Origin of the sequence: Parabacteroides sp. AM08-6 (assembly GCF_003473295.1) — a bacterium.
Taxonomy (GTDB): domain Bacteria; phylum Bacteroidota; class Bacteroidia; order Bacteroidales; family Tannerellaceae; genus Parabacteroides.
Window position 1 is genome coordinate 172,477 of record NZ_QRMP01000002.1, and the last position, 20,965, is coordinate 193,441.

At 42.9% G+C, this 20,965-nt stretch carries 14 protein-coding genes; 4 read left to right on the plus strand and 10 right to left on the minus strand.

The window, feature by feature from the left end:
* The first annotated feature begins 51 nt into the window (after positions 1–51).
* Complete coding sequence (pfkA, locus tag DW103_RS02565; RefSeq protein WP_122274098.1) at positions 52–1,032, plus strand: 6-phosphofructokinase; 981 nt, start codon at positions 52–54, stop codon at positions 1,030–1,032.
* A gap of 55 nt (positions 1,033–1,087) precedes the next feature.
* Here the strand turns inward: pfkA and DW103_RS02570 are convergent, their stop codons facing one another.
* The 7 genes from DW103_RS02570 to DW103_RS02600 all read right to left on the minus strand — a co-directional run bounded on the left by DW103_RS02570 (position 1,088) and on the right by DW103_RS02600 (position 11,973).
* Positions 1,088–2,056 (minus strand): hypothetical protein, encoded by a 969-nt coding sequence (locus DW103_RS02570; protein WP_147381166.1) that lies wholly within the window; start codon positions 2,054–2,056, stop codon positions 1,088–1,090.
* A gap of 42 nt (positions 2,057–2,098) precedes the next feature.
* Positions 2,099–3,196, minus strand: coding sequence for a methylmalonyl Co-A mutase-associated GTPase MeaB (gene meaB, locus DW103_RS02575; protein ID WP_122274100.1), 1,098 nt, complete (start codon positions 3,194–3,196; stop codon positions 2,099–2,101).
* A gap of 94 nt (positions 3,197–3,290) precedes the next feature.
* A complete protein-coding gene (locus tag DW103_RS02580) occupies positions 3,291–4,406 on the minus strand; it encodes a DUF1573 domain-containing protein (RefSeq protein WP_122274101.1) in 1,116 nt (371 codons plus the stop codon).
* 23 nt (positions 4,407–4,429) lie between these two features.
* Entirely contained in the window at positions 4,430–4,810 is a 381-nt protein-coding gene (locus DW103_RS02585; protein WP_122274102.1) for a DUF1573 domain-containing protein, read from the minus strand.
* 48 nt (positions 4,811–4,858) lie between these two features.
* Positions 4,859–10,531 (minus strand): alpha-2-macroglobulin, encoded by a 5,673-nt coding sequence (locus tag DW103_RS02590; RefSeq protein ID WP_122274103.1) that lies wholly within the window; start codon positions 10,529–10,531, stop codon positions 4,859–4,861.
* Positions 10,532–10,627: 96 nt separating this feature from the next.
* Positions 10,628–11,125, minus strand: a complete 498-nt coding sequence (locus DW103_RS02595; RefSeq protein WP_122274104.1) for a dihydrofolate reductase — start codon at positions 11,123–11,125, stop codon at positions 10,628–10,630.
* 53 nt (positions 11,126–11,178) lie between these two features.
* The gene (locus DW103_RS02600; RefSeq protein ID WP_122274105.1) at positions 11,179–11,973 is read right to left on the minus strand and encodes a thymidylate synthase; all 795 of its coding nucleotides are present in this window, start codon (positions 11,971–11,973) and stop codon (positions 11,179–11,181) included.
* A 146-nt stretch (positions 11,974–12,119) separates the two neighbouring features.
* Between DW103_RS02600 and DW103_RS02605 the strand changes: the two genes are divergently transcribed.
* Complete coding sequence (locus DW103_RS02605) at positions 12,120–13,259, plus strand: aldose epimerase family protein (RefSeq protein WP_122274106.1); 1,140 nt, start codon at positions 12,120–12,122, stop codon at positions 13,257–13,259.
* Positions 13,260–13,320: 61 nt separating this feature from the next.
* Here DW103_RS02605 and DW103_RS02610 read toward each other — a convergent pair whose 3' ends face one another.
* Positions 13,321–15,549, minus strand: a complete 2,229-nt coding sequence (locus DW103_RS02610) for a S41 family peptidase (protein ID WP_122274107.1) — start codon at positions 15,547–15,549, stop codon at positions 13,321–13,323.
* A gap of 422 nt (positions 15,550–15,971) precedes the next feature.
* Here DW103_RS02610 and DW103_RS02615 point away from each other — a divergent pair, with 422 nt between their 5' ends.
* The gene (locus DW103_RS02615; RefSeq protein ID WP_122274108.1) at positions 15,972–16,331 is read left to right on the plus strand and encodes a hypothetical protein; all 360 of its coding nucleotides are present in this window, start codon (positions 15,972–15,974) and stop codon (positions 16,329–16,331) included.
* A 1-nt stretch (position 16,332) separates the two neighbouring features.
* On the opposite strand, the gene DW103_RS02620 is transcribed toward DW103_RS02615, so the two are convergent.
* Together DW103_RS02620 and DW103_RS02625 are read right to left on the minus strand one after the other, a co-directional pair.
* Complete coding sequence (locus DW103_RS02620; protein ID WP_122274109.1) at positions 16,333–18,327, minus strand: OmpA family protein; 1,995 nt, start codon at positions 18,325–18,327, stop codon at positions 16,333–16,335.
* Positions 18,328–18,389: 62 nt separating this feature from the next.
* Positions 18,390–19,610, minus strand: a complete 1,221-nt coding sequence (locus DW103_RS02625) for an S-adenosylmethionine:tRNA ribosyltransferase-isomerase (RefSeq protein WP_122274274.1) — start codon at positions 19,608–19,610, stop codon at positions 18,390–18,392.
* A gap of 156 nt (positions 19,611–19,766) precedes the next feature.
* On the opposite strand from DW103_RS02625, the gene DW103_RS02630 reads away from it, so the two are divergent.
* The gene (locus DW103_RS02630) at positions 19,767–20,837 is read left to right on the plus strand and encodes a DUF2027 domain-containing protein (RefSeq protein WP_122274110.1); all 1,071 of its coding nucleotides are present in this window, start codon (positions 19,767–19,769) and stop codon (positions 20,835–20,837) included.
* Positions 20,838–20,965: the final 128 nt, after the last annotated feature.

Genomic DNA, 20,965 nt, shown 5'->3' on the forward strand with positions numbered 1-20,965 from the left:
CTTGGCAAATAATTATTACTTTTGCCGCGAATATTAAAAAAAAGACGCTCTATGTCTGCAGTTAAGTGTATTGGCATTTTAACATCCGGAGGTGATGCTCCCGGAATGAACGCTGCCATTCGTGCAGTGACCCGTTCTGCAATTTATAACGGAATGTCCGTGAAGGGTATTTACCGTGGATATAAGGGACTGATAACTGATGAAATAGAAGATTTCAGAACCCAGAATGTAAGTAATATTATCCAACGTGGCGGTACGATATTGAAAACGGCCCGTTGTGCGGAATTTAAAACCCCCGAAGGACGAAAACAAGCTTATGACAAGCTTATGGAACATGGTATCGACGCGCTGGTGGCAGTCGGCGGTGACGGGACCTTAACCGGTGCCCGTATTTTCGCTCAAGAGTTTAATTATCCTATAGTCGGTCTTCCCGGTACAATAGACAATGACTTGTTCGGAACAGATGTGACAATCGGGTATGATACGGCTTTGAATACCATCATGGAATGCGTGGACAAGATTCGTGATACGGCTACTTCCCACGACCGTTTGTTCTTTATCGAAGTGATGGGACGTGACGCCGGTTTCCTCGCTTTGAACGGTGCAATCGCATCGGGAGCCGAAGCAGCTATTATTCCGGAAATCTCGATGGAGAAAGACCAACTGGCCGAAATGATTGAGACGGGTTTCCGTAAATCGAAGAACAGTAGTATCGTACTGGTTGCCGAAAGTGAAGTGACGGGTGGTGCGATGGGTGTTGCCGAACGTGTAAAACGTGAATATCCGCAGTTTGACGTGCGCGTATCTATCCTTGGACATTTACAGCGCGGAGGTTCTCCTACGGCACAAGACCGTATTCTGGCTACCCGTATGGGAGTGGCTGCCATCGATGCTTTGCTGGATGACCAGCGGAATGTGATGATGGGTATTCAGAACGATGAAATAGTGTATGTGCCTTTCTCCAAAGCAATCAAGAATGATAAGCCTATCAATCGCGATTTGCTGGATACGTTGCGTATTTCATCTATTTGAAAGGATATACTTTATCAGGAAAAGCCAACTAAGCCTTTGTGTATTAGTTGGCTTTTTAGTTGTCAAGAACTTTTAAGCTCAGGTTCTTCACGCTTATGGCTGCGTCGAATGTACCGGGTATTTCCCAGCCGAAGTTCATGCCGCAAATCTCCAAATCATCCCAAGCTGTATCTTTAAAATATCCTTTTGCTCTCATTTTCTCAATCGCTTCTTTTATCAAAGGCAATACATCCGTTTTTGCCTGATGCCATTGTTTGTCTTCAAACGAGATATTCCCCCAGACGGGCAGTTGAGGTACGTTATAAATATAGGTAGAGGTTCCCAAATCCCAGGAAATAGTGGACGTGTTGTTCATTTGCGGGTATCGATAGTCAAAAGAGGGAATACCCAGCCAAATAAAAGAGTTAAAATCTTTCGATTGGGGATTTGCATTCTTTAGAACGAAATAGAAAGGCGATTGGGCTGTATGTATTTCCGGATTGTATTCACTGTCCGGCATTTTCCTTTCGCATTTCTCTAATTTGAGTTCGATAGAGAACATCAGTTGGCGGGCTTTCCCGATATTGGGATGACGGATGAAATCCTGTTCTATCAGGAGATGTGGCCATGCTTCGTTGGCTTTTCGCGGCTTTTCATATTCCTGGCTGGCATTCAGTTCCAAGTGTAGACTGCCGTCCGGGTTCCAAATTACTTTTTTCCCCGGATTGGCATATGTGATGTTCCCAATCTCGTCTTTTTCGGGAAGCGTATGTCCCAAGTCGTACTTGCTGTACCATTGGGCCATTTTCCAGATTGGAATTGTGCCCGTTTTTTTGAAATAAAGGGTATCCACACAGGTTTTCTCGAAGCCTCCGTTTTGCTGTACGATTTGCGGGTCCAAGGGCGTCAGGGCAAATCCTTTTTCAAATGCTCTGTCGCCAAATGCCTCCCATTCTTTTGCGGGAGGATTATCCCCGACGCTTATCGAGGCATTGAGAAAGAGACTGCTTGCCATTGCCAAAAGTATGACGCCCGATTTATTCATCTCTGCATTCTGATTGTTTGAAGTTATTTATGTTTTACCGGTTTACTTGCCGGAAATGTCGGCTAAGAATAAATCCATCATCCTTTTGGCGGCGACAAACGAACTGATTTCGTTGTTCAGCACCTGCTGTTCGGTAATACCCAACCTGTTCTCGACAGCCGGATTGTGATAGAACTTTTCCCGGAGTGTGTCGTTAATACTTTCATACATCCAGTATTTAGCCTGTTCGTTTCGTTTGTGGTTGAAGTATCCGTTCTTTTTTGTGAACTCCATATATTTGCCGATCATTTCCCAGATTTCTTTAATACCCAGATTATAATATCCTGAATATGTCAGGACTTTCGGGAACCAGCCGGACTCGGAAGGCGGGAACAGATGGAGGGCATTCCGGAACTGTGCTGCCGCCAGATTTGCCTTGTCTATATTGTCGCCATCGGCTTTATTGATGATAATGCCGTCGGCCATTTCCATGATACCGCGTTTGATGCCCTGAAGCTCGTCTCCTGTGCCGGCCAATTGGATTAGCAGGAAAAAGTCGACCATTGAGTGGACGGCTGTCTCACTTTGTCCGACACCTACTGTTTCTACAAAAACGGTATCGAAACCGGCTGCTTCACAAAGGACGATGGTTTCACGTGTTTTGCGTGCAACTCCTCCCAAAGAACCAGCAGAAGGCGAAGGGCGGATGAATGCGTTTTTCTCGCGTGACAATGCTTCCATGCGGGTTTTATCTCCCAGAATACTTCCTTTCGAGCGTTCGCTGCTGGGGTCGATAGCCAGAACTGCTAATTTCCGTCCTTTGCCTATCAAGTGCATGCCGAATACGTCGATAGAAGTACTTTTCCCGGCACCCGGGACGCCGGTAATACCGATACGAACCGACTTGCCGGCATGTGGGAGGCATTTCTCTATAATCTCTTGTGCGACTTGTTGGTGTTCATATTTGGCACTTTCTACCAGCGTTACAGCCTGGCTGAGGATTGTGATGTTTCCTTTCAGGATACCTTCTACAAATTCGGCCGGAGTATATTCTTTACGTTGAAGACGTTTCTTTAGGTATGGATTAACGGTCGGTACATCTGCTACTCCCTTGTTTACCTTTAATCCTTTATACAGGTCGTCGTTCTCGGGATGTTCCATATTAATAGTTGTTTAATAAATTAATATGCCAATGTGCCAATTCCGGAAAAGTTTCCCTCTTATTGGTGCATTGACATATTGTTGAATTGGGATATTATTTCTCTGCTGTCACTTTAACAAAACGTATGGGACCGTCAGGGTCGTTGCATACGATATTGATGAGTGCTTCCAGTTTTGCTTTTATTTCTTTGGGGCGTACGCTTACTTTGAAAGTGGCGGTTGTGCCTGGTTTTATTTCCCTTTTGCCTCCTGAAATATCTATCCGTTCATCATCGCAGGTTACACTGTAGATGAGGAGTGGCGACTTCCCGGAGTTGGTTACCTCGATTGTTCCGCTTACTTTCCCTCCAATCAAAGGAATAAAGTTTCCTTTGGTCGGTAGTTTGCCGAACTCCAGCAAGGTGCCGGACAGTTGTGCAACCGGGGCTTTGGCTTTGTCTGAAGCGGACAGCTTGCTGAAGTCGTCAATAATATTGGCGGCAACATAGATTTTGTCAGTCTTGTCGTTCTTATCCCCAATCTGTTCGATTGTGATAGGTATTTCTGTCGTAATCCGCCCTTTTCTTTTAGCCTCTTTGGCATTCATCAAAAGAGTGATTTCTCCGGTTTCTCCCGGTTCCAGTTTTGTGGGCAGGGCATTTGCTGTCAGATAGTGGGGTGCTTTGCCCAAATGTATTGTGAGAGATGTTTTTCCTTCGTTGATTACACTAATCTTTTCGCCTGATGTTTCTTCCGGGCGGATGCTGTTGAACAGTACTTTTTTTGTCTGCATTTTCAGTTCGCCGATATTATAAGGATAAAGAATGACAGGTTGTAGTATCTTGGGGGTTACATTGCCTTTGATGGCAAGCGTATAACTTCCTTTTTTCCCGTTGCTATAGATTGAAATGGTTTTGTAGAACGGACCCGGGCGGCCTTTAGGGTTGTATGTTACTTTGACATCGCCGGTTTTTCCCGGAGCGATAGGCTCTTTTGTCCATTCCGGTTGCGTACAACCGCATGATGCTGTAATCCGCGTGATGACGAGCGGACCTTCACCAGTGTTTTTGATTTTGAATACATGGCTGGCCAATCCGTCGGCTTCACCGATATTCCCGAAATTATAAGTTAGTTCGTCGGCGCTTATCTGTGCATTATTCTGTGCCGGTATATTGTACGCTATGAACAATACACCGACCAGAATAAGGAACAGTCTTTTGTTATTCAGCATATTTTGCTTGTTTCTCTTTGTCGTTATTCTTCAACTACTCCCCGGATAGTAAGGATGAAGCTTCCGACTTTCCCATTACTATATACGGATACTGTTTTGGTAAATGGGGCGACACGGCCTTTGGGATTGTAAGTGATTGTAATCTCTCCTGTTTTCCCAGGGGCAATCGGTTCTTTAGTCCATTCCGGAGTTGTACAACCGCAAGAAGCAATTACGCGGGTTATAACCAGAGGTTTATCTCCGGTGTTTTCTATTTTAAATGTGTGCGATACTTTCCCGTCTGCTTCTTTGATTGTGCCAAAGTCGTAAGACGTTTCTTTTGCTGAAATAACAGCCTTCTTCTCGGCCGAAGCCATTCCTGTAGCCAGCAGGATTGCCATAAAAATAAAAATAATCTGTTTCATCTTTCTTTTATTTAGCTATTGTTTATATGCCACAAATATAAGCATTTTTTATTTGACTTCCACCTCATTACCTTCCGTATGAGAAACAAACTCCGGTGCATACAGACATTGAATGGTGCTGATGCCTCCCACATACTGTCCGGTACGGGAAGCGTAAACCGCATATTCCAGTACGTAAGTCCCTTTGGGAAGGCGGGTAAAGAAGAAGTTTTCCGAAATATCCGTAGGTGACTGATAGTACCAAACACCGTCTCTGTAATTGGAGCCGGAAAGTTGGCTGGCCGTTTCAAAACAGCCTGCGCGCAGGTCTTTCAGGAATACATAATCCATTTCGCGGTCTGTGCGGATAGTCAGTCGAACAATCACTTTGTCTCCTACTTTTAGCGGCTGTTCCTGTGTTACCGGACGCAATTGCCGTTCGGTTCCATTATTCGTTTCGATAAATAATTTTTTTTCAACATTTAATATTCCTTTTTGTTTTTTTACCTGATTGATGTTCTCGAAGTATTGTTCGTAAACAGCTCCCCATGCAGGTGCGGAATCTTCTTTTCGGATGGAAAGAGTGTTTCCTCCGGAAGCGATTTCTTTTTCGTCCGATAAAGCTACTTTCAGGTATCCGGTAGCTGTTTCGCTTTGAGAAGTACTATATGTCTGCTTGCCCCATTGAACTGTACAGGTGTTGTTGCTGTTCAGCCAGTCGTTGCCTGTCAACAGTAAGGCATAAATCGCATTTACTGTGGCCGGAACCGACTCCCAATTTTGGGTTTGTTTCTGATTAAGAAGCCACTGCTTCATGCGTTCTGTTTCTTTCTGGTTAGGCGATATTTCCTGGAAGACGGACATTAACAGGCAATGTGTGTCGATAGGCGAAAGGAAGAAGCCGTTATCTCTTCTATTGTTTGCCCAATACATTCCTTTTTCTGGTGAGGTTGTAGCCGTTTTGCGCAACCAAGCCAGGATGGAATTGGTGACTTCTTTTTTACCGTTCCGGTACATAAGCATAGCCACTTCTCCTCTACCGTATAAAGAGAATTTATCCCAGTTCTTTTCTGCGTTGGCCGTAAAGAAACGGATGGCTTCACGTGCACTGCCCAACTCCGGAATATCACGATAAGCACTACGGGTAAACAGGTAATCGATAATTTGCGGTTCAAGTACATATTTTGTAAGGTAATTCTTATTCTTCTGCAAAGATTCATAATCCTGTTGTATTTGTTTATCCAGGAAATTGAGTGCTTTCATCTGCATTTCCTTTTCCTGTTGATTATATTGGATAGCTCCTAATTGGGTCAGTTGGCTCATTCCTTTCAAAATATAAGTGGTGATTTCCCGGCTGGAATACATCCCTTTGAACCAGCCCCATCCACCGTCTTCTTTTTGTTGACTGAGCAATTGTTGTAAAGCTGTCTCCCGTAACTGTGAAGCACGGTTTAAGTCGAAAAGAAGGGACAGGCGTTGTTTCTGTTCTGTTTCGTTGTCGGCAGCCAATACCCAAGGTGTTTCCTGCAACAGGATATTCTTAAGTTCTTCATTTTTTTGAAGGTTTGAATAGAGTGTGGAAGCGGTTCCTCCCTGTGCTTTCCACTGACTGATAATCTGCTGAATACGCGGATTGGCTTTTGCTATATAGCTGGCCAGTGTATTGCTGTAGTAAGCAGCAAACCAGGAGATTATATTGTCGTTGTCCGGTTGATTGACTGTTGGTAATGCTTGTACGGCATACCAAATCGGATTGGCAGTCATTTCTAATGTGATACGGAACGGTTTGCTCCCTTTCTTAAGCTGAATGGTTTGTTCGTTTTTATCGAACAGATAGAACGGAGTGCTTTCCGTAATTAATATTTGATTGGAAAGAACCGGAATGAGAGATTGTTCACCGTCGCTACCTTTTTCGGATTCGGCAACAATCCGGCAACCGACTAATCCTTCCGGAATATTCGGAACTGTCAGTGACCAGCTGACTGTAGTGGTACTGTTGGCCTCCAAAGCAAAAGGCTTTTGTGATTTGGTGAGGCATACAACTGGCTGTTCATCGTTGGGATTGAATAATTCCAGACGGGCACGTCCTTCCGTTACATCATCTGATTGATTGATGATTTGAGTGGAAATAGTAACTTCATCGCCTTCGCGCAGGAAACGGGGCAGGTTCGGGAGGACCATCAACGGTTTGCTGGTCACGATTTCCTTTGATAAAATACCATATTTCAAGTCTTCCGTTTGTGCCAGGAGTTGTAATTTCCAAGTTGTGTTGCTTTCCGGCATTGTGAAGCTGAAAGCAACATCCCCTTCCGTATCTGTTACTAAAGTAGGATAGAAGAAGGCTGTTTCAGCAAAGTTTTCACGAAGTTGCAAGTTGGCGGCCTCCTGCTCAAAGGTGTTTTGAGCTTCTGCCTCCGCGGGAATCGGGGCAGCTTCCTCTGTGGAAGTAACTACGTTTTCTGCCAAGACAGCATGGTCTTCCATAATCATATCGGCTGCACCGACAGCTTGTGATTTCATGACTCCTGCATTCCTCATATAAACTGGGTTGCTTCCTCCATAATGAAGTCCTAATGATAAAACATTTTGCCAGTTAATCTGGTCATATTTATATTGTAAAACCGGTAATTCTTTGAGTTTTGCGCTTTCATATATACCATTATAATTGAAGGCACTTCCTTCTGTGAATCGGGGGGCCGGCAGATTGATATATCGTTTAGGAGCAAAAAACCAGCTAAATGGTTGGAGTTTGTCCAATGATGCGTCGTACATGCTGGCTAAAACTTCGGCGGAAACAATGGTTGAGTCTGCATCGGTAATTCTGAATGTCCAGTTTTCTTTGCTTCCCGGCAATAAATGGTCACGGAATGTCTCCGGCCGAATCGTCAGTGTACGATTGGGTTGGCGACGTTTTACCGGAACTTGCGTCACATACATTTTTCCGTCTTTTACAAAAGTAAAGGATACGGTAAAACCATTTCCGGACTCTTCTCTAAACGGAATACGGAAAGTCTTGTTCTCATTGTTCAAGTGTATGTATCTGCGCTCGGTACATTTTCCTTCGCTGTTGAATATTTCATACAAAATATATGTTTGTTTATCGGAGGTTCCGAATACAAATTCGGCTTCTTCTCCGGGTAAACAAGTGGTTTGGTTCTCAAGCAACCAAGTATGCATAAATACCGGTGGGCGTTTGTCTTTGCGGTCGTAGAGGATAAAGTCTCGTTCTGTGGAAACCTGTTTTCCGTTCCGGTCGCTGGCTTTGACTTCCATGCGATACCGGCCGGAAGGCAAATCCTTGAATACGGAAGAGGTTACAGGTTGTTGCGTGGTAAAATCACCAGTGGCAACTTGCTTGTTTATTTTATATTTATCGATACCATAAATATCCTTTCCCGAAGCATTGTCTTCCAGCGAGTAAATTGTATAGGTGCCGTTTGCCTCTGCTTTTTCTCCATTTATGGTAAAGGCTATTATGTTTACTTGTGCGGAATCACGTTCCATCTCTTGTTTTTTCAGGTCAATCGTTAATAAGATACCGGAATCTCCGACAGAGAAAGTATAATGAGCCTCCTGTGTTTCTCCCTTACTGTCAGTCAATGTCGCGGTTACTTCATAACTTTGGAAAACCGAATGCGTACTGATACCGGCAGTTCGTTCCGGTATAAATGACAGGTTGAAGTTACCTTTTTCATCCACATTGGCTGTTCCGCTGGCTACTTGTTCGTTAGTGAAATCGAACGGGTTGGGCATATAGATACGCATCCAGAACGGGCGACGAGTGATTTGCCATTTTACTTCACCTGTTTGTAGAGGAACTCCTGAGAATGTTTGTGCCGTTCCTTCTATCCGAACCGGTTGTCCAAATGAAACTTCTCCTTTGACCGGGAGAATATTCACTTTGAATGTAGGACGCTTGTATTCTTCCACTCTTACATAAACATTTGCCTTTTCTGATGAAAGGCTAAAATTTCCACTCAGTGTCTGCCGAGGAATAGTAAATTCCCCGTTGAATGAACCGAACTTGTCGGTCGTTAATTTTTTCGAGGCTATTTCTTTGTTGTTGGCATCCCTGAAAACCACTGTATAAGAGCGATTGGCTACTACATGCGGATTGTCTGTCTCTTTTACATATGCAATTCCTTTGAAAAACAAGGTTTGTCCCGGCCGGTAAATCCCCCGGTCGGTAAAGATTGAAAGTTCGACATTATCATTCTCATTTCTTGGCCGGAAAGTACCGTATGGATAAACATTTGTGGCAACGGCCATTGTGTCCTCACGGAAGATTGGACGAATTAAATCTATTTTCTGTTTGGATGGCAAGACGGCAATTCCGTCTTTGTCTGTTTTTACTTGGCCACTTTTTTCCGGATTACCATTCTTCATATTGGTCTGGTAACAGAGTACAGTGGCTCCTTCTATAGGTTTCCCGCTTTCCAGGTCGGTTACAAGGACTTCCGTCTGGTTTGCCTGATTACGGGTGAGGGCTGCCAGACGACTTACACTGAAGCATGCATTTGCAGTTACTCCTTTACCCGGTGCATCTATTACGAATTCGTACAAACCTAACTTATCCATTGGAATGGATAATGTCGTATCTCCTTCCAGATAACTGTTTTTCAGGTTCAAATTGAAAGTGTATTCATTCAGCAGTTTGCCTCGTTTTTGTTCTGTTTGTTTATAAAATCTTTTCCATGCAAGTTCCGGTTGACGGAGACTCTCATAAATGCGTACAGTCAGTTTAGGGGTGTTGGTATATTTGAGTACAAATGTGAGTGCTTTTCCCGGATATACATTCTGGTTGTATTGTTGTATGTTTAAAACCGGACGTTCCATTTCCTGTATTTTGTTTTTCAGGATATTGATACGTTCGTAATTCGGGTAGCGGGCGATATTTTCTTTGCAAAATGTATAAATGACCGTTTTCATGGAATCCTGATAAGCCAAATCTCCCATGTAACGCTGTCTTTCAAGCAGATTAAACTGTGCAATCCTAATAGCAGCTCCATAAGGCTCTTGTCCGTAGAGGCGATAAAGACTGTCTAAGGCTGTCTCTTTTTTTGTAGGATCGTATTTTAAGTCCATATATTTATAATTCAGATAATCCAGTTCGTCGAACAGCAATATTTTTTTGTCCGGCTGAGTCCGGCGAAATGCCAACAAATCGTTGTACCAACTTTCAGACGGTTGTATATCGATAGCCCGGAAGGCGAGAAAATCATATAAAGTAGGACGAAGTTCGGGGGAATCTTTCCCTTTTTTCAAAATGAGATTAAATTTACTGACCGGTGTTTGTTGCAGTAAATGTGCCGGTTGAAGGGAAGCGGCCAGTTCTTCTCTGATTTTATTCGTAAACAGATTACTTGTCCATTCGCGGATATCTTCGGGGATGTAGTCACTCAGATTCGTCCGGGCATCTATATCCCAGCGATTTTGTATATAGTAACTCTTGTACATTTCTGCAATCATAGAGTGCAATATGGCAACGGAAGCAGAATCAGTACATTGTGTGGTATAGACTTCGACTTCTTTTATCAGTTCAGGGAAAGTCTCGGAATCTTTCTCCAATTGATTTTTCATCTTTGTGATGAGTGCTTGAATCAGTTGTGGCGTATTTTGAGTTTTGATAGCTTCCGTTATTGCTTTTTCGTCAACGGAAGTATGATTTGCCCGAACGAAAAAGGCTGTTGCCAGTATCCCGCATGCAATCAGGGCTAAAATAATAAATGCTCTTATCTTCATATTTATATGTGTTTACATGTTAAACAAACATCCTTTAGCATATAGATACAAAGAAAGAGCAAAAACTTGTAAAATTACTGTTAAATAGGAGTAATTTTATTTTTTACGTACAAAAGTCAGGAATGTGTACGGATACGGATTTTTCTCGTCAGCCGGAAAATCCTGATGTTCTACTTCTTCCCATAAGTCCCAGTTGACAATCGGAAAAAAAGCATCGGCATCCGGAAACTCGCCATGTATGCGGGTCAGATACATTTTGTCTGCTATACCCAATCCCTGTCTGTAGACCAAGGAACCTCCAATGATGAAGATGTCTTCTTCCTTTTCACAAATATCTAACGCATCGTGCATGGACTCGCAGGCAAAACAATTCACAAAACCGGCTTCCGGCAAAGTTGTTAATACGATATTTTTACGATTGGGAAGTCCTCCTTTTGGCAAAGATTCGAATGTTTTACGTCCCATTATAACGGCGTGCCCTGTTGTCAGGTCTTTAAAACGCTTCATGTCTGCCGGCATACGCCAAAGCAACTGTCTGTCCTTGCCGATTGCATTATTATCTGCAATGGCTGCAACAATCGAAATTGTACTCATAAACTTATCAATTTAAAAGAACTTGCTGTTTCTAAAATCAAATAAAATTATCGTTATACGGCTACTTCCCCTTTGATATGAGGGTGAGGGTCGTATCCCGTCAGAGTGAAATCCTCGTACCGGAAATCGAAAATGCTTTTTACTTCCGGATTTATTTCCATTTTCGGAAGTGCACGCGGCTCACGCGTTAATTGCAGTTTCACTTGTTCAAGGTGGTTCAGGTAAATGTGTGCATCCCCTAAAGTATGTACAAAGTCACCGGCTTTAAGCCCTGTTGCCTGTGCCATCATTTGCAATAACAAGGCGTAGGAAGCTATGTTGAAAGGTACGCCCAGAAATATATCGGCACTACGTTGATACATTTGTAGGCTTAAACGTCCATTCGCGACGTAAAATTGGAAAAAAGCATGGCAAGGAGGCAGGTTCATATTATCCAAATCACCTACATTCCAAGCGCTGACAATAATACGGCGCGAGTCAGGGTTGTGTTTGATTGTGTTTACTACTTCGCTAATCTGGTCGATGGAACCTCCTTTATAGTCAGGCCAAGAACGCCATTGATAACCATAGATATGTCCTAAATTCCCGTCCGGGTCAGCCCATTCGTTCCAGATGCGTACGCCATGTTCTTGCAAGTATTTCACATTGGTGTCTCCTTGCAGAAACCATAACAACTCATATATGATGGACTTCAGGTGTAGTTTTTTGGTGGTGAGAAGCGGAAAACCATCTTCCAGATTGAATCGCATTTGATGGCCGAACACGCTGAAAGTACCCGTCCCTGTGCGATCTTCTTTTTTTACTCCTTCCCTGAGTACACGTTCGAGCAATTCTAAATATTGTTTCATTTTTATTTATATAACAGGATACAAATGTACAAAAGTGATTCGTATAAAACAACAGCAACTAAAAGATGAGGTATGGATAGTGGCTATTTTCATAAAAGAGTGTATATTTGTCTCCAAATCAAACAATCATTAATTTTTAGTATCAAATGAAGAGACTATGTATGGCTGTTATGGCAATCTGTGTGTTGTTGTCATGCGCTGAAAAAAAAGAAGAAGGGGCTACCCTTTCCGGCTTAAAGAAGGCGGATTTCGTGTCTGAAGTTCAAGGGAAACCCACTGCCTTGTATGTGTTGAAAAACAAAAACGGAGCGGAAGCTTGCGTTACTAATTGGGGAGGACGCTTAGTGTCGGTTATGGTTCCGGATAAGAACGGAAAAATGACGGATGTTGTCTTGGGATATGACAACATAAAGCAGTACGTAGATAATCCTGATAATAATTACGGAGGGTTTATCGGCCGTTACGGTAATCGTATTGCCAATGGTAAGTTTACGCTTGACGATGTTGAGTACCAGTTGCCTCAGAATAATAACGGCCATTGTCTGCATGGCGGACCTGAAGGATATCATACCCGCGTATTGGATGCTAAACAGGTAAACGACCAGACATTGGAATTAACTTATCTTTCTCCGGACGGCGAAGCCGGTTTCCCGGGAAATCTGAATATCAAACTGACTTATACATTGACCGATGATAATGCCGTTGATATTAAATATGAGGCAACAACGGATAAGCCGACAGTTGTCAATTTGACGAATCATAGCTATTTCAACCTTTCCGGTGTTCCGGGTTCACAAATTCTGGACCATAAGATCATGATTAATGCCGATACTTATGTGCCGGTAGATGAAACACTGATTCCTACTTCTGCAATAGAGTCTGTAGAAGGTACTCCGATGGATTTGCGTCAGTTGATTACCGTAGGTGAACATATCGATGATGCTTTTGTTCAGTTGGAAAGAGGAACAGGCTACGACCATAACTGGGTATTGAATACGAACGGCGATATCAAGACATTGGCTGCGAAGGTGGTATCTCCCAAGAGCGGAATAGGTCTGGAAGTTTATACAAACGAACCGGGTATTCAGTTTTATGCAGGTAACGCAATGAATAAAGCCGGTGATAAAGGCAAACATGGAACAATTTATCCGCATCGTGGTGCTTTGTGTCTGGAAACACAACATTATCCGGATTCTCCTAATCAGCCTACTTTCCCGAGCGTTGTTCTTCGTCCGGGTGAAAAATATTTCAGTGAATGTATTTATAAATTCACTGTTGAGAAATAAGAAATCTCGATAAATATAAAAACAAAAGCGATGAGTGTTTTTTACTCATCGCTTTTGTTTTTTATTCCGAAATGTATTGAATAGCTTTTTCAATCCAGACATCTTGTCCGTTTCGTATTTCTTCGTTGGTCGGTCTGGCTTCAATATCGATTTTTACACCTTTACGCTGGCAGATTTCCCAATTGGGATAGTAGGCTCCAAGAGCTGTAAAAGTGACCAGCTTCTTTCCAGGCAGGGATATATAGCTATAGTTACCATCCGCTCCGGCAGTGGTACTTCCTATAACAGCACTTTGCGGTGCTTTCCGGTAAGCCATGGATGAAAACTCTCCATGACTTTGTGTACCTTCATTAACCAAAATGGCAACTTTCCCTTTAAAATAATCCGGATTGTTTGTCCCAAATACGGCCGGAGGAAGCATTTTGTAATTTCCCGGAGCATTTCTTTCATTGGCGGCAAACCACATAAATTCCTGAGGGGTAGGGCATAATAACGAGTATAAAGTCTGATAGGCATCCATCTTCGGATATTTTCTCATATCCAGAATAACACCTTTTGCTTCTTTATTATTTGTTATTATATCGGAAATTGTTTTTCCATCCATATTTGCAACATTTATGTAGGCAATATTTTTTTCCTTCAGATTATACTCTTCCACACTTTTCACCTCGCTGTATTGATGAGGTTTGTGTCGTCTGTTTCGTCCGAAATTTGTCAGTTTCAATTCTATCTCTTCACCATCCCGTATACAAGTAACCAGCATAGAACCGGAATCAGAACGTAATAAATCTGGTAAAGTATTTCTTAGCAGAACAGCATGATTTGATGCGGGTACAAAAGGTTTCAGGTCTTGAATTATTTTTTCTACTTTTTCTCCATCAATAGAGCGGATAATATCTCCCCTCTCCAGTTCGGTTGTCCGGGCTTCTTCTACTACTATATCTCCACTTTTGGAAAATGTCAGTGTGGAGATTATGATGTTGGGAGCGAATCTTCTTCCTAAAATGGTTTTTGCCAAATCCTGAGAAGATGTGCTTACACCGCCGTGTGAGTCGTTTATACATGAAACTAACTCGTTAATAGCTAATTCATAGTTTCCTTTATTCTCCGGCTGTACGAATTTGGGTAGAAATTCTTTCAATAGCGTGTTCCAGGGTTTATCCGTCATCTCCAGATAAGGAAAACAATATTCCATTGCGTTCCAGAACCTGAATAAAGTAAGAATACGGAACCCTTGGTCTTTCCATTGAATGGAAGGATATGCTTTTTCCGGCGTTCTGGAAATATTTCCACCTGTTTGATAAGGTATGTAATAGTAGTTGAATTTTAAACTTCGTTCTGCATCCTTGATTTTATTCAATTTAGAAATTAGTTTTTTGTCGAATATTTCTTGATTGTTTATCCAGTTTAAGTCAATGATGCGTGAATATTTACTGGAATCCTCTATGATATAAGGTGCAGATTTGTTTATCTTTCCGAATTGGTCAATCCATTTATTCAATAAATTATTTCTTGTTTTTTTGTCGGGAGCTTGGGCTATTTGGGGCATAATGCGGAATAACTCGTAATCCCAGTTATATTTACCCCTGGTTACAGCCGGGTGGTAATATTTCAGAAAACCCCAAACTTTACCTAATATTTCCAAGTTCTCAAACATTTGGGGTGTCGGGGCAGGTAGAGAGATTTTTGAGCCATTATCAAATTCGTTATCTTTTTCAGCTGGGAATACTTGGCTGGTCAGTTTGTCCAACGGTTTATTGTCTATGTACGCTTGACAATCGCTTAGCCAAAATTCGTTATTCCCGGTTATATAGGCAAAAAAGGCTATACCTTCTGTTAAGGTAGGCATGGTAGCCTCTACCGTAAAATCAGTCCAATCAGCATCTCCTGAATGTTTCCCGATATCGGTATTGGTACTAATCGGACCTTTATTTTTATCCATTGTTTGAATGCCGATGGACATGTGGGTGCTATCGGCTCCTTTGTATCTGTATTTCCCGGAAAAACGGACAGTTTTCCCTTCGATACTGCTTGTGTTCACCCAGTAATATATTTGGGATATTTTTGCTGTGTCTTCGGGAGCATTTGATAGTCGTACTGATTTCTGATTATTATATAAGACAACCGAATCGATATTTGCTAATCCGTTGGGCACATACCATCCTGATTTACTTAGAGATTGTAGCTGTCCTTTTTCTATTACAGGATTATTTTCAAGCGACATTGATACATCTTTTTGATGTGTACAGGCGGATATCAGTATACAGAAAAGGATGCAAAGTTTATTCATGGTATTTGAGTTTTATAATTTTTGCAATTTACAAAAATATATCTAATCAGGAAGCTGTTTTTCTTGTTAATAATTCTTTGCAAACAATAGGTTTCATTGTTTTTGTATATCTTTGCAACACGAATGAAACAGTCAAGCCGTTGAGTTTCGGCTGTTTCTTGTATTGATAACGTTAAGCGTTTTAGATATTATCTTTGGAACTGGAAATCGCCAACTTTCACTTCGGACAAAGATAATAGACAACTAAGCGCTCACCCTTGTTATATATACTAAGTATATAGAATAGGGCGTGGGCTGTTGTTTATTGTTTGTCCGAAAGGTGTTTGGCGATGCCTCAGTTTCGAATAATAGATTAACAGTTCCCACGCTTTTTTATTAATAATTGTCGGATAAAGGGGAATAGTCCGGTTGTGAGGGTGAGTATGGAATTTAAAGAAACAGAGCGGATTGCGATATGTCGGGTGTTATTGGATATTATGGCGGATATGGGAGTCGATTTTTCTATTACCGATAGTCGCCACTATCAATCTTTGAAAGAGAAGAGCGGACTGACCGAACAGGATTTTGAAGCAGCTCGTTCTGTTTCGGTGCTGGTCAGCATTGTGACCTTAAAAAACATACATTATAATATGAAAATGTTGCTTGCCTTGACCGTTTGTGATATTTATTCCGAATGTATAAATATATCGTTCAACCGTCGTGCCACATTCGAAACATTGATGAATGCGATAGAATGGCCAATCTCCTTTTCTGAAATACAGACGATAAGTCGTACTGAATAGATTAAAACAGATTGTAGTTTGTTCTCAATACTTTAAATTCAGTCCGACGGTTAATCTGGTCGGCAATTTCTTGTTGTTCAGGAGTCAGTGTCAGAATAAACTCTTCCGTCAGGACATCTCCTTCTTTCAGGAAATCGTAACTTTTCGCCATCTTTTTGTTGATTACTTTCGGAACGCTTTTACCATATCCTTTGGCTTCCAGGCGGTCGGTTTTGATACCACCGGCTATCAGGTAGTCGACAACCGATTGCGCACGGCGCTGTGCCAGCCGCTCGTTATATTTATCCGAACCTTTGCGGTCGGTATGTGCTCCCAGTTCGATTGTCACATTCGGGTTGTCGTTCAGCATTTTTATCATATCATCCAATGCTTTTTTCGACTCCGGACGCAAGGTGGCCTTATCATAATCATAAAAGATATTTTCGATTACCACGGGGCGACTGATGGGTGACAGGAAGAAGTCCACTACGTATGTTTCATTCTTTTCTTCCGGACCTGTTTTCAATTCAAAATTCTGGTTTAGGTAACCGCGTGCACTTGCCATCATGACGTATTTAATGTCCCGTTCCAGTTCAACACGGTAAGTCCCGTCTTTTTTTGCCAGCACTTTTTCGTTGAGGCCGTCTTTACCGACAATGCGGACTACGGCATCCTCTATCGGATTTTCGTCCACATCGGAGACAATCCCTTCGATGAATACAGTGATAATGGGTAATTCAAAAGAATAAATATGGTCGTATCCACGCGCATCATTCCGGTTGGAACTGAAGAAGCCTTTTTCTTTGTTCCCTTCGAATGTGATGCCGAAATCATCCCCCATCGAGTTGATGGGAGCTTTCATGTTTTCCACATTCCATTTGCCGGTACTGTCTAATGTCGCCTTGAATAGGTCCAATCCTCCCATACCCGGATGCCCGTCGGATGCAAAATAGAGCGTAACGGAGTCGCGTACATACGGGAACAATTCATCTCCGGGCGTATTGATTTCCGGTCCAAGGTTTTCCATTGGCCCGAAATCGTTTCCCATTACGCGCGAACGGAAAATGTCTTTCCCTCCATAGCCCCCTATTGCATCGGAAACAAAATATAAATACTTTCCATCCGGGGAGATGGCGGGATGTCCTAAAGCAGTGACTGAATCTTTGACGATTGCTGCCCGGCTTCCTTTTCCCCATTTGGCGCTACTGCGGGTGGAAATGTATATTTCGGCCGTGCGCGGCCCCTCCGGGTCTTGTGCGCAGTAGGTGTAGTACATTGTATTTCCGTCTCTGGAGAAAGAAGGAGTGCCTTCGTCAAATTCCGTATTCACTTCATCTTCCAATTCTATCGGTGCCTGCCAGATCCCGTTCTCGTCCTGTTTCACCAAATAAAGGTCGTTATTTCGCTGTCCGGTAATTGCATTGATTGTTTCCTCCTTATCCTTTCCGGCTCCTTTTGGGGTACGGGTGGATGCAAAATAGAGCTGGTCGTAATTCTCCCCGTAAAGCATCGGACCGAATTCGGCACGTCGCGAATTGAACTTTTCCATTCGTTTCACGATGTAGCGGGTAGGGTTCTGTCGCCATTCCTGCGCTTGTTCGCTTCCTGTTATACCGTTGAAGGCCAGTGAACTGCCCGGTTCGGCAAGTAGATATTCGTTGTAATACTTTATAGCTTCTCCATATTTTCCTGTTTTCTGATACATTTGCCCCAAGCGTAAGTTGACGATGCTGTCCGGATACTCGTATCGGAGCGCGTTCATGTAAGCGCTTGTCGCACGTGGAGTATTGTTTATCAGACGATTGCATTCGGCCATTCTGAATGCGATATATCCACGCAGGTCGCGTTTGCTCAGCGGGGTTTTGGTGTACACTTTCCGGTAGATGGCGGCGGCTTCAAAGTATTCGCCAATCCGTTGCTTTTCTTCTGCATCACTCAGTTTAGCGGATTTACAGGAAAACAACAGGAGGGAAAGAATGCCTGCCAACAGTATATATATATATGTATGTAACTTCATCGTCTGTACTTTATCTATGAAATAACGGAAGATGAAAAACGTTATTGTGCGATTAGGCTTTTTTACAGTAATAGCGAACTGTCTCCGTAGCTCAGGAAACGAAAGTCGCTGGCAAGAGCATAATCGTAGATGTTCTTCCAGTCCCCTTTCACGAAAGCGGATATCAGCAATAATAAAGTGCTTTTCGGCTGATGGAAATTGGTCACTATTCCCCGGACAATCTTGAATGTGTAGCCGGGAGCAATTATAATCTGTGTAGCAGTTACCAATTTATTAGCCTGATGTTTGTCCAAATAGTTCAAGATATTTTGTAGTGCCTCGGTCGGAGTCAGCCGGTTGTTTTCTTCTTCATAAGGCATCCATTGTCCGACCACCAATTCTCCGGCTGTTGCGTTCGGATTAGAGGCTAATGTCACCCCGATATAATAAAGACTTTCGAGGGTACGGACCGAAGTGGTTCCAACGGCAATGATTTTCCCTAAATTGTTTTTTATCCGTTCGATGGAGCTTCGACGTACTGAAATAAATTCGGTATGCATTTCGTGCCCTTCTATCGTTTCGCTTTTGACCGGTTTGAATGTTCCGGCTCCGACATGCAGAGTCAGTTCCTCACGGCCAAAACCTTTAGCGTCCAAGTCTGCCAACACTTCCGGAGTGAAATGCAGTCCCGCGGTAGGAGCGGCAACGGAGCCTTTTATTTTGGAATAGACTGTCTGATATGTCTGCAAATCGCTTTTTTCGGTTTCCCGGTGCAGATAAGGCGGAATAGGCAATACTCCGGCAGCATCCAATATGTCGGCAAACGTATAGGAGGGATGGTCCCAGGTAAATTCAATCAGATGGCTGTCGCCGCAAGTTTGTTTCTTTTCTGCTTTTAGCGTGACGGTTTCACCGTCGATGGTTACATCTTTGCTTAGCAGCCCCTCTTTCCATTTCTTCAGGTTTCCGACAAGGCAGGTCCAGCTACACCGTTCGGTTTGCTGAAAAACCAAGGCATAGTCATGCGGTTCTACCGGTTCGAGGCAGAATATTTCTATTCTTGCCCCGGTCTCTTTCTGGAAAAGCAAACGAGCCTGTATGACGCGGGTGTTGTTGAAAACCATCAGCGAACCTTTCGGCAAATAGTCGGTCAAGTGCTTGAAAACACTTTCGCCAACCGTTCCGTCACGATAAAGTAATAGTTTGGACTCATCCCGTTTGGAGAGCGGGAATTTAGCTATTCTTTCGTCGGGTAATGAATAGTCGTAATCTTCGATACGTATCTGTTGCGTCTTTGTCGTCATGATTTTTGCTGTTACTGAAGTCACGGATTAAATCCGGCTGCAAAAGTACAAATTAGGGAGAAAATACACGTGGAATAGCGGACAAAAAGTGAAGGATTAGTGGTTTCAGGAAGGATTTGCTACATTTGTATCAAAATATTTAAAGTATCTCACAAAATGAATAACATAAAAGTAGGGGACAAAGTCCGCTTTCTGAACTCCACGGGTGGAGGAATAGTACGGGGTCTGAAGGGAAAAGACCAGGTTTTGGTAGAAGATGAAGACGGTTTTGAAGTTCCGGCTCTGATACGCGAATGCGTAGTGGTGGGCGAAGTTGAAATGCAGGTGCATAGTTCCCGTCGTTCTCCTTTGCCCCAAACGTCTCCGGTCGTGGCTGCTCCACAACCTAAAAAGCCGGAACCGGAAGAAGTGAAAGTGGAGGAAACAGTGGAGGGGGAACGGCTGAATATTTATCTGGCTTATCTGCCTCTCGAACCGGAGAATATCATGAAGAATACCGGCTATGAAACCTATTTTGTGAACGACAGCAACTATTATTTGATGTTCAACTATATGAATCGTCAGAATAACAGCTGGATAAGCCGTTATAACGGCCTGATTGAACCAAATACGAAAATCTTTCTGGAAGAATTCGGGAAAGAGGAACTGAATGATTTGGAACGTATCTGCGTGCAGTTGATTGCTTTCAAGAAGGACAAGCCATATTCTCTGAAGAATACGGCATCCGTTGAACTCCACTTAGATACAGTTAAGTTCTATAAGCAACATTGTTTCATGGAGAATGATTTCTTCGACGAAGACGCTTTGCTCTTTCCGCTTGTCCGTCAGGATATTCCGGAAAAAGAACTACTGATTTCGGCTGTCGAACTTCAGGAAGCGATGCGACAGAAGGTGCGCGAAGACCGTCATGCTCCGCAGCCGGTTGTCAAGAAAAAGGAAGAGAGCGCCGTGCTGGAGGTTGACCTGCATATCCATCAATTGTTGGATAATACGAATGGTATGAGTAATGCGGATATGTTGAATTACCAACTGGATAAGTTCCACGAAATTCTTGGACAATATGCCGGACATAAAGGGCAGAAAATCGTGTTCATTCATGGAAAAGGTGACGGGGTGCTGCGCAAGGCTATCGAAAAGGAACTGAAGACCAGGTATAAGCAATATTATTATCAGGATGCTTCTTTCCGCGAGTACGGTTTTGGCGCGACAATGGTTACTATCAAATAGGAAACAGACCGGAATGAATTTGGCAAAAGCAGCCGACCTATTTGTCTTACGATAGTTATCAAAAGGCCTTACGACAATTATCGAAAGGCCTTACCACAATTGTCGAAAGGTCTTACGACAGTTGTCGA

Coding starts and splice junctions, on each gene's coding strand:
- DW103_RS02590 (WP_122274103.1), bottom strand. CDS start 10,531: ATGAAGATAAGAGCATTTATTATTTTAGCCCTGATTGCATGCGGGATA.
- DW103_RS02620 (WP_122274109.1), bottom strand. CDS start 18,327: ATGAAGTTACATACATATATATATATACTGTTGGCAGGCATTCTTTCC.
- DW103_RS02605 (WP_122274106.1), top strand. CDS start 12,120: ATGAAGAGACTATGTATGGCTGTTATGGCAATCTGTGTGTTGTTGTCA.
- DW103_RS02570 (WP_147381166.1), bottom strand. CDS start 2,056: ATGAATAAATCGGGCGTCATACTTTTGGCAATGGCAAGCAGTCTCTTT.
- DW103_RS02610 (WP_122274107.1), bottom strand. CDS start 15,549: ATGAATAAACTTTGCATCCTTTTCTGTATACTGATATCCGCCTGTACA.
- DW103_RS02600 (WP_122274105.1), bottom strand. CDS start 11,973: ATGAAACAATATTTAGAATTGCTCGAACGTGTACTCAGGGAAGGAGTA.
- pfkA (WP_122274098.1), top strand. CDS start 52: ATGTCTGCAGTTAAGTGTATTGGCATTTTAACATCCGGAGGTGATGCT.
- DW103_RS02625 (WP_122274274.1), bottom strand. CDS start 19,610: ATGACGACAAAGACGCAACAGATACGTATCGAAGATTACGACTATTCA.
- DW103_RS02615 (WP_122274108.1), top strand. CDS start 15,972: ATGGAATTTAAAGAAACAGAGCGGATTGCGATATGTCGGGTGTTATTG.
- meaB (WP_122274100.1), bottom strand. CDS start 3,196: ATGGAACATCCCGAGAACGACGACCTGTATAAAGGATTAAAGGTAAAC.
- DW103_RS02595 (WP_122274104.1), bottom strand. CDS start 11,125: ATGAGTACAATTTCGATTGTTGCAGCCATTGCAGATAATAATGCAATC.
- DW103_RS02585 (WP_122274102.1), bottom strand. CDS start 4,810: ATGAAACAGATTATTTTTATTTTTATGGCAATCCTGCTGGCTACAGGA.
- DW103_RS02630 (WP_122274110.1), top strand. CDS start 19,767: ATGAATAACATAAAAGTAGGGGACAAAGTCCGCTTTCTGAACTCCACG.
- DW103_RS02580 (WP_122274101.1), bottom strand. CDS start 4,406: ATGCTGAATAACAAAAGACTGTTCCTTATTCTGGTCGGTGTATTGTTC.